General features: G+C 61.8%; 13 protein-coding genes. 2 read left to right on the top strand and 11 right to left on the bottom strand.

Annotation, left to right across the window (positions count from 1 at the left end; genetic code table 11):
* Window positions 1–2 precede the first annotated feature (2 nt).
* From OB03_RS05245 to OB03_RS05220, 6 genes are all read right to left on the bottom strand, one after another.
* Entirely contained in the window at window positions 3–1748 is a 1746-nt protein-coding gene (locus OB03_RS05245) for an AAA family ATPase (protein ID WP_461343431.1), read from the bottom strand.
* Window positions 1749–1751: 3 nt separating this feature from the next.
* Entirely contained in the window at window positions 1752–2432 is a 681-nt protein-coding gene (locus OB03_RS05240) for a CpaD family pilus assembly protein (RefSeq protein ID WP_461343446.1), read from the bottom strand.
* Between the two features lie 5 nt (window positions 2433–2437).
* On the bottom strand, window positions 2438–3883 hold the full coding sequence (locus OB03_RS05235; RefSeq protein ID WP_461343430.1) for a type II and III secretion system protein family protein: 1446 nt from the start codon (window positions 3881–3883) through the stop codon (window positions 2438–2440).
* An 11-nt stretch (window positions 3884–3894) separates the two neighbouring features.
* Window positions 3895–4881: a Flp pilus assembly protein CpaB gene (gene cpaB, locus OB03_RS05230; RefSeq protein ID WP_242912934.1), complete on the bottom strand. Its 987-nt coding sequence runs from the start codon at window positions 4879–4881 to the stop codon at window positions 3895–3897.
* A 111-nt stretch (window positions 4882–4992) separates the two neighbouring features.
* Window positions 4993–5499, bottom strand: coding sequence for an A24 family peptidase (locus OB03_RS05225; protein ID WP_461343429.1), 507 nt, complete (start codon window positions 5497–5499; stop codon window positions 4993–4995).
* A gap of 109 nt (window positions 5500–5608) precedes the next feature.
* Complete coding sequence (locus OB03_RS05220) at window positions 5609–5788, bottom strand: Flp family type IVb pilin (RefSeq protein WP_242912931.1); 180 nt, start codon at window positions 5786–5788, stop codon at window positions 5609–5611.
* 408 nt (window positions 5789–6196) lie between these two features.
* Between OB03_RS05220 and OB03_RS05215 the strand changes: the two genes are divergently transcribed.
* Window positions 6197–6715 (top strand): TadE/TadG family type IV pilus assembly protein, encoded by a 519-nt coding sequence (locus OB03_RS05215; RefSeq protein ID WP_461343428.1) that lies wholly within the window; start codon window positions 6197–6199, stop codon window positions 6713–6715.
* Complete coding sequence (locus tag OB03_RS05210) at window positions 6715–7302, top strand: TadE/TadG family type IV pilus assembly protein (protein WP_242912927.1); 588 nt, start codon at window positions 6715–6717, stop codon at window positions 7300–7302. Before OB03_RS05215 ends, OB03_RS05210 begins: the two co-directional genes overlap by 1 nt.
* On the opposite strand, the gene OB03_RS05205 is transcribed toward OB03_RS05210, so the two are convergent.
* The 5 genes from OB03_RS05205 to OB03_RS05185 all read right to left on the bottom strand — a co-directional run bounded on the left by OB03_RS05205 (window position 7270) and on the right by OB03_RS05185 (window position 11955).
* Window positions 7270–8601 carry an anthranilate synthase component I family protein gene (locus tag OB03_RS05205; RefSeq protein WP_461343427.1) on the bottom strand — a complete coding sequence of 444 codons (1332 nt, stop codon included), beginning with the start codon at window positions 8599–8601 and terminating at the stop codon, window positions 7270–7272. The two genes, OB03_RS05210 and OB03_RS05205, sit on opposite strands and share 33 nt — an antisense overlap.
* Window position 8602: 1 nt before the next feature.
* Complete coding sequence (locus OB03_RS05200) at window positions 8603–9379, bottom strand: tyrosine-protein phosphatase (protein ID WP_461343426.1); 777 nt, start codon at window positions 9377–9379, stop codon at window positions 8603–8605.
* A gap of 37 nt (window positions 9380–9416) precedes the next feature.
* Window positions 9417–9731, bottom strand: a complete 315-nt coding sequence (locus OB03_RS05195) for a winged helix-turn-helix domain-containing protein (protein ID WP_242912920.1) — start codon at window positions 9729–9731, stop codon at window positions 9417–9419.
* 1 nt (window position 9732) lies between these two features.
* Window positions 9733–10359, bottom strand: a complete 627-nt coding sequence (locus OB03_RS05190) for a hypothetical protein (RefSeq protein WP_242912918.1) — start codon at window positions 10357–10359, stop codon at window positions 9733–9735.
* A 150-nt stretch (window positions 10360–10509) separates the two neighbouring features.
* Window positions 10510–11955 (bottom strand): AMP nucleosidase, encoded by a 1446-nt coding sequence (locus OB03_RS05185; RefSeq protein WP_461343425.1) that lies wholly within the window; start codon window positions 11953–11955, stop codon window positions 10510–10512.
* Window positions 11956–12121 lie beyond the last annotated feature (166 nt).

Here is a 12121-nt window from a genome sequence, read left to right as displayed (position 1 = left end):
TATCAACGCCTCTTGAACAGACCTGCGAGGCCTGACGAAGTCTTACGCGGGTGTGCCGGAACCGCCGGAAGCTGACGCTGAGACACGATTTGGGCCAGAGTTTCAAAGGCTTCTGCAGCCTTGGTCTTGGCCGCACTATCCAGAATCATCTGGCCGTTGTTCGCAGCTGATCCGAAGACCTTGGCATCGAACGGGATCGACAGGGCCGGGTGGATGCCGAGGGCCTGACCGAATTCCTTGGCCGGAATCTCGGGACGACCGGGGATGCCTACCTGATTGAGTATGACGCGCGGTGGCGCGTCGTTCGGACGCGCCTGTTTGATCAGATCGATCAGGTTCTTGGCGTTGCGCAGCGATGCCAGATCAGGGGTGGCTACCAGCACCACTTCATCTGCCGAGACCAGCTGCGAACGCATCCAGCCCGACCACAGATGCGGCAGGTCCAGCACCACAAACGGTGCCGTGCTACGGATGCGGTTGGTCACCTCGTCGAAAGCTTCGGTGTCGATGTCCCAGTCCGCGTCCAGCGTTGCCGGTGCAGCAAACAGGCTCAGACGATCCGTGCAACGCACCATCATCCGATCCAGCAAGGTGGCGTCCAGACGCTGGGGCTGGCTGAGGGCATCCGCCACCCCGCCAATCGGGTCCTGATTGAAGTTCAGACCAGAGGTGCCAAACGGCAGGTCGTAGTCCACGATGACCGTGTTCACACCGATGCGCTCGCTCATGGCGAAGGCGGTGTTGTGTGCGACCGAGGAGGAGCCCGAGCCGCCGCGAGCGCCCACGAAAGCAATGGTGCGGCCGATAAACGGCTGGTCCGGATCGGTGAACAATCCGCCAATGGCCGCAATGAGCTGGAGCGGCTGGATTGGAGCGACCAGATACTCACTAACGCCGCGGCGCATCAGCTCGCGATAAAGCAGGATGTCGTTGGCAGCGCCCACGACCAGAACCTTGGTGCCCGCGTCGCAAACCTCGGCCAGTTGGTCGATCTCGGTCAGAAGGGTGCGGGCATCCTTCATGCACTCGACCAGGATCAGCGGCGGGGTAGGCTCGTTCTGATAAGTCTCAATAGCCGCGGCGATGCCACCCACGCGCACCTGCGTGGTCGCACGCGACATGCGGCGGTCCTGAGCTGCGCGCTCGGCGGCAGCCAGCGTGTCCTGACGCTCGGCGAAGATATGGACTGCGATGCGCGGGATCGAGACGTCGACCGTGTCCGGATCAAAGTCCAGACCGGCTGCGCCCGCGAGAACCGGCATGGTCGAGCCGCTGGAGGCTGCTTGGATATCTTCGGTCGGCGCGGCCGAGGCAAAGTCCCCACCCGAAGCGATCGGTTCGTCGAGGACGTCCGGCTTCAACTCGATAACGTCTGCCGCCGGCGCATCGACGATCTCGATGTCATCCAGTTCGATCGTCACCGGCGCGTCAGCGACAGCTCCGGCCTCAAACGTTTGATCGGCGAACTTCAAAGCAGACATGTCGGATGCCTCTACAGGATCAGTCTTGTCAGGAGGTACCAAGGACGCTGGGCCGTCCGCGGAGAGCGCGGCTTCGGTGCGGCTAAGGGCACTTTCCATAAAGTTCGGAGTCGCCGGAGCCACAGGAGGTGCTCCGGCATCCGTCACGTCATCAGACGCGGCATCACCCGTGCTGTCTTCAGCCGCGAGGCTGGAGATCGTTTCCAGAAAGTCATCGTCGATCTCGAAATCCTCGAGGGGATCGACTGCCGGGGGACGCTTGTTCATGTTTTACTCAACGACGTCAGATACGCGCGATTCACTCAGCAATTGTTCGCGCTGGGCCGAGGTAGCCTGACCTTGACGGTAGGCTTCAAAGACAACAGTGCGGCGCTGGGCGCTCGGCGGGGTCATGGTACGCGGTGCCACAATATCGTTGGGGTCAGCAATCTGCGCCGCCAGATTGGCGTTCACAGCGCAACCGAAGTTGGAAGCACCATCGTTGTTTCCGGTACGACCCAGATTGCCCCACTCAGCACCGCAACGCGGTACTGCGGCGCGGATGGTTGTGAAACCGGCGAGCACCGGCGCATTGGCCGACGGGGCGCGATAGCCTTCGACTGAGATCTGTGCACGGGGCACGCCCACGTTTTCCAGCGTGCTGGCGATTTGCGAGGCGGTCTGGTTGGCCATTTGCTCGCCGTCGGTGGGCACCTGGATCACAAGACCGGTCTGGTTCGAGCCGCGATAGCGCTGGGCCAGAGCCATAATCGCTTGGCGCTGGTTCAGCGACAGGCCGTTCTGGTGCACGGCCAGAGCAATGCGGTCCTGATCCGGCTCAACCTGAAGGACATAGCGGGAAAGAGGCATCGGCCCCATGCCGCGATCTAGATTGGCGTCCGGACCGACGCAAGCCGAGAGGGCGAGGGCAGCGCCGCCAAGCAGGCAGGCATAGAAGGAGCGGTTCATCATCTGGGTCACTCGATCACATAGCCGACCGGGCCCTGCCAGCCAGAGGTCGAGACCCCCGGTGCAGGAGAGCCATAGACCTGGTTCAGCTGGCCAAAGAAGATAGTCTGGGCGTCGGTTGCCATTCGCAGGCCATCAGCCGGCGTCTGCATGCGCGACGGCGAGGTCGGGCCGACGATGTACGGCTCTACGATCACCACCAGTTCGGTCTCGCCCATCAGATAGTCGCGCGAGCGGAACAAGGCACCCAGAACGGGCACATTGGTCAGACCCGGCAGGGCGTCGATAGCCTGACGCGTGGATTCCTGCAGCAGGCCTGCGATCATCATCGAGCCACCCGACGGGATTTCAACCGTCGTATCGCTGCGGCGGACCGTCAGGCCCGGCAGGGTGATGGCGGACGGCGTACCGGCACCGATGGTGATACCCGACGACGGGTTCAGCTCGGAAACCTCGACCTTGACCTGAAGATTGATGCGGCCCTCGGACAGCACCACCGGACGGAAGGACAGGCCCACACCATAGGGTTTGTATTCCACGGTGACCTGACCATCGCGGTCGCGGCTCTTCGGGATGGGGAATTCACCACCGGCGAGGAAGCTTGCGGCTTCACCATTGACCGAGGTCAGGTTCGGCTCGGCCAGAGTACGGGCCAGACCGACGCGCTCGAAGGCAGAGATACCCAGTTGCGCCGACGTCAGGTCGCTGCCCGGATCGGGCAAGCGCTGCCAGCGACCGGCAAGGCCGCCTTGCAGGCCCGAGTTCACCGAGAAGTTCACACCCGTTGCAAACTCGAACGGATGGCGGCCATTGCCGTTGATCAGGGCCTGGGAGTTGAAGCCCAGTTGTTTGATCGCGCTACGCTGCACCTCGACCACACGCACGCGCAGGGTCACCTGATCCGATCCGCTGATCGAGATCATGTTGACGACCTTGGCCGGATCACCGGCGTGGGCACGGGCCAGTTGGGCGGCGCGCTCGGCATCGCCCATATTGGTGGCGGTACCGCTGAGCACGAAGTTCTCGTTTACCGCCTCGACACGCAGATCCGAGCCGGGGAAGGTGCGGGTCAGGGCGTCCTGCAGGGCGTTAACGCCCGCATCCACGCGAACCTTGAGCGTCAGGATCACGCGGCCGTTGCTGCCGACGAACACTGCGTCGGTTTCACCCGGAGCCAGACCCACGAGGGTGATGCGGCGCTGGGTGTGCAGCATGGCATTGGCGACCGCCGGATTGGTCACCACGATATCGCGGACATCTGCCGGAAGATCGACCGCAAAGGACGAACCCTTGGGCAGATTGATGCGGCGGGGCGTCGAGCCGGTCACAACGGTGGCCGAGCCTGCCGAGGTCTGGCTGATCGTCTGGGCCTGCACAGGGATCGCCATGGCGAGGAGTCCGGTAGCAGCCATGGCCGCGAGGCTGACGCCGAAGCGGCTGTGGGTGGATTTCATCACAAGACCTCTCATTGCAGAACCACCACTTCAGGAGCGGCGTCACCGCGGAAAATGCGGACGCTGCGTTCGTTACCAGCGGCACTACCGGCCGCTGCAGTCACCGGAGCCGAGGTGCGTGCACCACCGCCAAAGCTTTCGCCGCGGCGCACAGCGCCCGGGATCAGGCCGCGCGGCCCACCGGCATCGGCGTAGGAGCGTAGGACGATCGTCAGATCACCCTGAGCGCGGGCCAGTGCCAGCGTCTCGGCATCTCTGTTGTTCACTTCAAGCGTGGCCGTGGTGCCAACGACCGACTTGTCTTCGGTCGGAGCCTGGGTGGCTTGGTCGATGGCCAGAACCTTGAGGTTTTGCAGGACGGTTGCGCTGACGGTGCGCTTGCGAGTGTCCTCGCCGACCTGCTGGTCGACTTCACGGGTCAACAGTACGTCCACACGGTCGCCCGGCAGGATGAAGCCACCGGCGGCAGTGTCGGCCGATACCGGCACGCTCATGGCGCGCATGCCCGGATCGAGGAAGGCCGCGAGGAAGCCGCTTTCGCCGGCCCGCACGACTTTGCGGGCCTGAATGGGTTCACCCGACAAAATCTGATCACGGACGATGGCACCGACAAAGGCGTCCATCGCGGTCGGGCTGTTCAGGGATACGACGGCATCAACAACCTTGCTGACCGTGCCCTCTTCCTTGCCTTTTTCGGACTCGACCGCGGCGGCCGTCGGGGTGTCAGCAGCGGGGATCGGCACCGAACCGTCGGTGACGAAGGCCGGATTCAGGTCGGCCACGGGCCAATCCTTCCAGACCATATCGGCGGCTGTCAGCTGATGACCCGGTGCCAGGTCGACGGCAGCAACCAGTACCTTGGTTGTTGCGGCCACCGGCGCGGTCGCAGCCGCAGTAGGTTTGTCGCCCCCGGGCGACCCCATAGACCGCACTACGAGCGCAAGACCGACAGCGGCCAGTGCAGCAACGCAGATTACAGCAATTTTTGCAGGCTTCATCGACGTTCTCCGGCAGGCAACATGCAGTAAATCTCCACGCCGACCTTACCCAAAGGCTTTAGATATTGTTTACCATGCAGCACACCAGAACGATGTTACTACAGAAACTCGTTACGATAACTTCAACAACAACTCTGAATTCGGAAAAGCGAGTACAGCGCCGACCGCAATTGCTATTCCGTACGGGATGTCGCCTTTAGGCTCCATCAGCCGGGTGAACCATTTCGGAGCCGTCCACGGCATCATCGGCCACCATTTGCGCGCGGCCAGCAGGTAAAGGGACAGCGCCCCTCCGGCGATTGCAGTCACCAGCACAAAGCCCAGCGCCCCTGACATTCCCACCCACATCAGCGAGGCTGAAAGAAGCTTGGCATCACCGCCGCCGAGGATACGGAATGCAAAAAGCGCGATACCGATGACCAGAGCCGCCAGACCGATGCCCAGCGAGAGCGCAATGTCCTGCCACGGCAACTGGACCATCAAGGCGACCGGAACAAACGCGACCGCCAGCGCGATGGATATCCAATTGGGGATCTTCATCGTAGTCAGATCGTAAACACCGCCAAGGATGACCAAGGCCGGGAAAAAGAACAGTAGCGCGCTCAAGACATAGAACATGGCCCCGTAAGTGCCATAATTTGGTTAAGCCAAGGTTGCGGCAACTCCAAAATAAAAGGGCCGGAGCTTTTGGCTCCGACCCTCTAATACACCTAAGTGGAGACGTGTCTTACTTCGTAGGTGCGGCTTCAAGTTCGTCAGAAACGTTCTGGAACTTGTCTTTCAGCGAGCCACCGACGGCAGTCAGGGCACCGATCAGAACAACAGCGATCAGAGCGGCGATAAGGCCGTATTCGATTGCCGTTGCACCCGACTCGTCTTTAGCAAAACGGTTCAGCAGGTTACGCATGTGTAGTCCTCTCTCGGTTATTATCGGGAGGAAACAGATTTGCTCCCCCGCCTCGACTGGCCACACAGCAAACCGTGTAGCCATTGCAGGACAAAATGCGCGCCATCCCTTAAACGCGAGTAAAGTTCTGGCACCTAGAGCGCGAAAATGATGGTTAGCTGATTGTAAACAAAAGGCAGATTTGGGTGCGGCATATTCTATTGCGATCCGCGCCGCTTGAAGGCCCTTATATAAATATGGCACCTTATGCGCCTATTTATGGGCACCGGTGACGTCCAAGGACTGCCCTGCCCGACCATTCCCCCACACCTACAGGGTTTGCTTTACACTTATCGACTAAGCCTCGCGGACAGAGGTTGCTGCCAAATCCGCCGGACAACCGCGCGAATACTGAACGGGGAAAACGCGTTGAGAAAGTTTCTTGTTCGAAAGAACCGATCACGCCGCGAGGGCGCAACAGCCGTAGAGTTTGCGCTCGTTGCTCTGCCATTCTTTGGGCTACTGCTGGGGATCTTCGAAGTCGCCGTCGTACTGACCCTGAACACTATTCTGGAATCGGCCGTCGCCAACAGCGGCCGTTTGGTGCGTACCGGCCAGATTTCCAAAAATGCTACGGCGCAAGAGTTCAAACAGGAGGTCTGTGACCGCATGTCGGTCTTCAAGGGTGCCTGTATGAACCGCATCGAGATCGACCTGCAGCCGGTGGCCTCCTTCTCCAACCCCGGTATTTCCACCCCGATCGACAATGGCGAGTTCAAGCCCGAAACGCTGAAGTTCAACATCGGCGACCCGCGTAGCTTCATGCTGATGCGCGTCTGGTACAAACAGCCGGTGATCTCGCCCTTCCTCGGCCATTCCATGACCAAGCTGGCCAATGGAGATTATCTGCTGCACGCCGCGACAGCCTTCCGAAACGAGCCGTTCTGATGAGCAAGGTCGTTAAACATATCCGCCAGTCAGTCAGCCGTTTCGTCGAAGCGCGCGAAGGCGCTGCTGCCGTGGAATTCGCGCTGCTGCTGCCGCTGTTCCTGATCATTTACCTGTGCGTCATCGAGTTCACACAGGCCTTTATGGTGCAGCGGCGCGCGCACCACTCCGCCTCGATGATGGCCGATATCGTCTCGCAGTCCGGCACGGTGACGCAATCGCAACTGGCCGACTATTTCGCGGTGGGCGGGCTAATCATGGCCCCCTATTCGGCCGGCCCTCTGGAAGGGCGCGTGACCAGCATCCAGCGCAATGCCAAAAATCAGGATGTGGTCGTGTGGAGCTATGGCAGCACCATGACGCCCCTGAAGCCGGGCACGGTCATGACCGTCCCTAGCGGCTTGCTGGAAAAGGCGACCGATAGCGTCATCTATGCCGAGACCATCTATCGCTATAACTCGCCTTTCGACATTGCCGTTCCGGGATTCCCGGACTTCCTGTCGGGCGTGACCACCTTCCAGCGCCAGTTCTATCTGCGCCCGCGCGAGGTGGCCTCAGTCAGCTGCACCGACTGTCCGAAGACATAGGGCATCCGCCAAGGCCCTGATCTTGGCATCGGTTTCTTCCAGTTCGGCCTGAGGGTCGCTGTCGGCGGTAATCCCTGCGCCGGCCAGAGTGCGCCACCGCCAGCCTTGGCCGTGGCGCTGGAAGAAGGCGGAGCGGATCAGCACAGAGGCCGACGTTACTCCCGCCTCGCCAAGCCCGCTGGCAAACAGCGTGCCGCACCACGCGCCGCGCGGTGGCTCCAGCGCGGCTATGACCTTCATGGCCTGATGCTTTGGCGCGCCGGTGATGGAGCCTGCGGGGAAGGTCACTTCCAACACATCGGGCCACGTGACCTGCGGCCTAGTGGTGGCGACCACGACCGAGGTCAGGTGGTGGACCGTGGGATGGCTCTCCAGCCCCCACAGATCATCGACGCGCACCGAACCCACCTCGGCAACACGGCCCAGATCGTTGCGCATCAGATCGACGATCATCAGGTTTTCGGCGCGGTCCTTTTCGCTGGTTAACAGGTCCTCGGCGGCGGAGCGGTCGCTGACGGGATCGGCATAGCGCGGGCGCGTGCCTTTGATCGGGCGGGCTTCGATGCGGCGCTGCTGCTGGTCAAAGGACACGAACAGCTCGGGCGAGTTCGATACCACCGCGTGATCCCCGATGCGCCAGCACGCCCCGTAGGCCGCGCCCCGACCGGCCAGTCGGGCGAATACATCGAAGGGCTCTGCATGTGGCCGCAGCGTGCCGGACCAAGCGCGGGCGATGTTGGCCTGAAACAGCTCGCCCTCGCCGATGCGCCGGACCACATCGGCCACGGCATCGCAATAATCCTGATCGGGGGCTTCGGGGGTAAACTGGTCGGACGGAGGCGCGGGTAGATACCCGTGCGCCCGCCTCTTGTGCCACATCGCGGCGTGATCGGACGTCTGTTGGGCTGAGGCCTCGTCCTCGCCCCACCCACAGGCCCAAACGATCTGCTTTGCGTGGTCGAACGCCAGCCATGCCCGATAGCGGGCCAGTATCAAATCCGGCCAGATCGGCGCACGCGAGCCCGTCGCCACGCGCGCGCCTGCGTCATAGGACAACAGACCCACACAGGGTCCATTCGACCACCTGTCCGAGCGGAGCGCGTCGAATAACGCGCCATCGTCGGCCCGTTCCACCACATCGACCTGATCGGGCTCTATAGCCACATAGGACCATCGCCCCCCGTGGCGGTCCGGATCATCGGCCCCTGCGACCAGAGCCAGCGGATCGGTCTCGTCCTTCAGCGCCGTGGCGATCACCAGCGGCGACACCCACTCCAGCGGGCGGCGCGAAACAGGCATGCTAAAGGCTCAACCTCGAGATAATCGCGTCGCGCTTGGCCGTGTCCACGCCCAGAACAGCCGCGAGGTAACCCTCCAGCGAGCCGTGTTTGTGCTCCATGGCCTTGATAGCGCGGTGCAGGAAAGCTGGCTCTACACCGAGGAAGGCGACCACTGCACCATGCGATACCGGTTTGCCTGTCCATTTCTGCAGCGCGCGCCCGAACTCCTCGGCGCGGCCTTCAAGGTCCACGGCGGCATTGGTGGCCAGATAGTCGGCCATCAGGTCGTCATCGTGAACGCCCATCAGACTGTGCGTCAGCGCAACCAGAAGTCCCGTGCGATCCTTGCCCGCCGCGCAGTGGACCAGCACAGCCTTGTTCGAAGACGCCAGCGCATCGAAGTAATCGCGGAACAGTGCCACATGCGACGGCTCGAACGGCATGCGCTCATAGGTCTGCCCCATATAGCGACGGCCGGAATCCTCGGTCAGTGGCTGGGTCTTGAGAAACTGGATATGCGGGGCCTCGCCCTCGCCGCCCAGATCGGTCGTGACCATACGGCCCGCCCATCCTTGCGGCAGACGGTCGGGCTGTTTGGCGCGCTCGCTGGAGCGGCGCAGGTCCACCACATGGCCCAACCCCAGATCACCCAAGCGCGCAATGTCCGCATCGGTCGCGCGGGCCAACTGGCCGGAGCGGTAGAGCACGCCCCGCCGCACCGTCCCTGACGGCGTGGCATAGCCCCCGAAGTCGCGGAAGTTTTCGATGGCTTCAAATGGCAGAAGGCGGTCGCTCATGACCGCCTTCCATAACCTGATTACGTCACCATTCCACCTAGCGTTGGGCCACCAGAGCGGAAATCTGGTCAAGATAGGTGATGAAGGCCTCGCGCCCCTGCGCGCTCAGCTTGGCGCGGGTCAGAGGTTTGCGACCCTGAAAGGTCTTCTCGACCTCGACAAAGCCGGCTTCCTCAAGCTTGCGCAGATGGACGGAAAGGTTTCCGTCTGTCGTGCCAAGGCGGGTCTTCAACTCTGCGAAGTCGGCCACTTCAGCCCCGGACAGATAGGCCATGATGCCCAGCCGGATGCGTCCGTGGATGACTTCGTCGATGCGGTTGATGTCGAACGCATCGTGCTTTGGCTCCGACATCTCAGCCCCTCGAACGCGCGGCCAGCTTCATCAGATGCAGGCCCGGGGCCAAAGCGACCAGAACCAGCAGCACCAGATAGATGGCGTAGGTCCAGTGGGTGAAGGCGAACCAGCCCAAGGCTGCCGCGCCCGCAAAGCTGACTAGACCCGTCAGCATCATCCAACCGCGCCGGGCGACCTGCCCTGCGATTAGCCATGCGGCTCCATACGCAATCATCACGATGGCAGGCATCAGGGCCATGACCGACCAGTTGCCCGTCGATAGCGCAAAGGCCATCAACACCAGCCACAGGCCGAAAATCGTATAGCCGCACGCCGACCAAGCGGCTCCGATGGCGGTATTGTCCTTGGTCTTGCTACCCGACTTGGCGTCGATGCGGCGGATTAGGACATAGAGCAGAGCGGCAAAGCCTATGCCCGCGCCGACCCACATCCACATCACGCCCCAGCCCGACAGCGGGATCTTGCCCAGCGCGATCAGCCATTGTCCGACCGTAGCGGCTCCGAACCAAAGCGCGGCGGCAACCAGAATAGGTCCGACCAGCACGGGGGCATCGCGCCCCTCGGCGGCAAGGGATTTCATATAGGCGATATCACCATGGATATCGGCGAGCGGTTCCTGGGACATGGGCGGGTTTCCTTCGTGTTGCCCCTCTTATCTACAATCCACTTTGTGTTGTAAAGTACTTTTTATAACGCTGTTCTAATCAGGTTTAGTCCAGCATAAAGGCCGCCCCTTTCGGAGCGGCCCACATACGGTCCAGCAAAGGTCCCGCATTCAACGGAACGGCGGCTCGTCGAACGCACGCAGCTTGCGCGAGTGAAGAGCAGCGCCCTCGGCTCGCAGAAGATCGACAGCCTGAATACCGATCTGCAGGTGTTCGGAAATCGCACCTTCATAGAAGCGGTTGGCCTGACCCGGCAGCTTGATCTCGCCGTGTAGCGGCTTGTCCGAGACGCACAGCAGGGTGCCGTACGGGACACGGAAGCGATAGCCTTGGGCAGCGATGGTAGCGCTTTCCATGTCGATGGCGACGGCGCGGCTCTGGTTAAAGCGCAGGGCCGACTTGGTGTAGCGAAGCTCCCAGTTACGGTCGTCGGTTGTCACAACCGTGCCCGTGCGCAGACGCTTTTTCACTTCTTCGCCCGGCGCGCCCGAGACCTGCTTGGTCGCATCATAAAGGGCACGTTGGACTTCGGCGATGGAGGGGATCGGGATATCCGCCGGAAGGACGGCATCCAGAACGTGGTCGTCGCGCAGATAGGCGTGGGCCAGCACATAGTCGCCGATGGTCTGGCTGCCGCGCAGACCGCCGCAGTGGCCGATCATCATCCACACGTGCGGACGCATAACCGCAAGGTGGTCGCAGATAGTCTTGGCGTTCGACGGGCCGACACCGATGTTGACCAGGGTGATGCCCTGACCGTCCGGACGCGTCAGGTGATAGGCCGGCATCTGATGCTTGCGCCAGGCCGAGTCCATCACCGCCGCTTCGGGGTTCGGGGTGTCCTTGGTCACAACCACACCGCCCGAGCAGGTCAGGCTATCGTAGGGGCTGTCCGGCTTTTGCAACTCCGAAGCTGCCCAGCGCACGAACTCGTCCACATAGCGGTTGTAGTTGGTGAACAGGATATAGCTTTGTACCGACTCCACCGGCGTGCCGGTGTAGTGACGCAAGCGGGCCAGCGAGAAATCGGTGCGCAGGCCATCGAACTGCGACAGCGGGAAATCCTTGTCGAGATCGAACAGACCGTCCGAAATCTCGTCGCCGATGTGGGCCAGATCCGTGGTCGGGAACCAGCGGGCAATCGCCGCGGTCATCGAGCTGTCCAGCACCACACCCGAACCATCCAGTACGTAGGGGAACGGGATTTCCTGATCCGACGGGCCGACCTCGAAGGTCGCGTCATATTCGTCGGCCAGCAGGGTCAGCTGTTCCAACAGATAGTTGCGGAACAGGTCAGGGCGCGTGGTCGTGGTGGTATATGTGCCCGGACGCGAAAGGCGGCCAAAGGCGCGCGTTTCGAGGTTCTCGGGCTTCTCGCCGTACCAACTCACCGTCACTCGCGGATAGGAGAACAGGCCGTTAGCGCGGGCTTCGGGGTCTGCACGTTCGCCGGTTTCCAAAAAGACCTTCACCGCATCGCGAAGGTTGGCCACCGATTGATTGTAGAGGGTTTCGAGGCGGTCGATTACCGCCTTGGGGGTCATCTTATCTGTCATGGCTTCCTCTAACGGAAAACCATGACAAAGGCGAGACACCCCAATGTCAAAGCCCGCAACATCGTGTTTCAGAGATGCGCGGAGCTAGACGGTCGAGGATATTGGAGCGGGTAAGGGGAATCGAACCCCTGACATTCAGCTTGGGAAGCTGACGTTCTACCTCTGA

Source organism: Brevundimonas sp. GN22 (genome assembly GCF_054824005.1).
The sequence above is the reverse complement of the archived record's forward strand: the minus strand, read 5'-3'. Positions and strand labels throughout refer to the sequence as shown.

Bases quoted from the DNA above. Each gene is read 5' to 3' on its own strand.
- OB03_RS05245 (WP_461343431.1), bottom strand. From the start codon at position 1,748: ATGAACAAGCGTCCCCCGGCAGTCGATCCCCTCGAGGATTTCGAGATC.
- OB03_RS05240 (WP_461343446.1), bottom strand. From the start codon at position 2,432: ATGATGAACCGCTCCTTCTATGCCTGCCTGCTTGGCGGCGCTGCCCTC.
- OB03_RS05235 (WP_461343430.1), bottom strand. From the start codon at position 3,883: ATGAAATCCACCCACAGCCGCTTCGGCGTCAGCCTCGCGGCCATGGCT.
- cpaB (WP_242912934.1), bottom strand. From the start codon at position 4,881: ATGAAGCCTGCAAAAATTGCTGTAATCTGCGTTGCTGCACTGGCCGCT.
- OB03_RS05225 (WP_461343429.1), bottom strand. From the start codon at position 5,499: ATGTTCTATGTCTTGAGCGCGCTACTGTTCTTTTTCCCGGCCTTGGTC.
- OB03_RS05220 (WP_242912931.1), bottom strand. From the start codon at position 5,788: ATGCGTAACCTGCTGAACCGTTTTGCTAAAGACGAGTCGGGTGCAACG.
- OB03_RS05210 (WP_242912927.1), top strand. From the start codon at position 6,715: ATGAGCAAGGTCGTTAAACATATCCGCCAGTCAGTCAGCCGTTTCGTC.
- OB03_RS05205 (WP_461343427.1), bottom strand. From the start codon at position 8,601: ATGCCTGTTTCGCGCCGCCCGCTGGAGTGGGTGTCGCCGCTGGTGATC.
- OB03_RS05200 (WP_461343426.1), bottom strand. From the start codon at position 9,379: ATGAGCGACCGCCTTCTGCCATTTGAAGCCATCGAAAACTTCCGCGAC.
- OB03_RS05195 (WP_242912920.1), bottom strand. From the start codon at position 9,731: ATGTCGGAGCCAAAGCACGATGCGTTCGACATCAACCGCATCGACGAA.
- OB03_RS05190 (WP_242912918.1), bottom strand. From the start codon at position 10,359: ATGTCCCAGGAACCGCTCGCCGATATCCATGGTGATATCGCCTATATG.
- OB03_RS05185 (WP_461343425.1), bottom strand. From the start codon at position 11,955: ATGACAGATAAGATGACCCCCAAGGCGGTAATCGACCGCCTCGAAACC.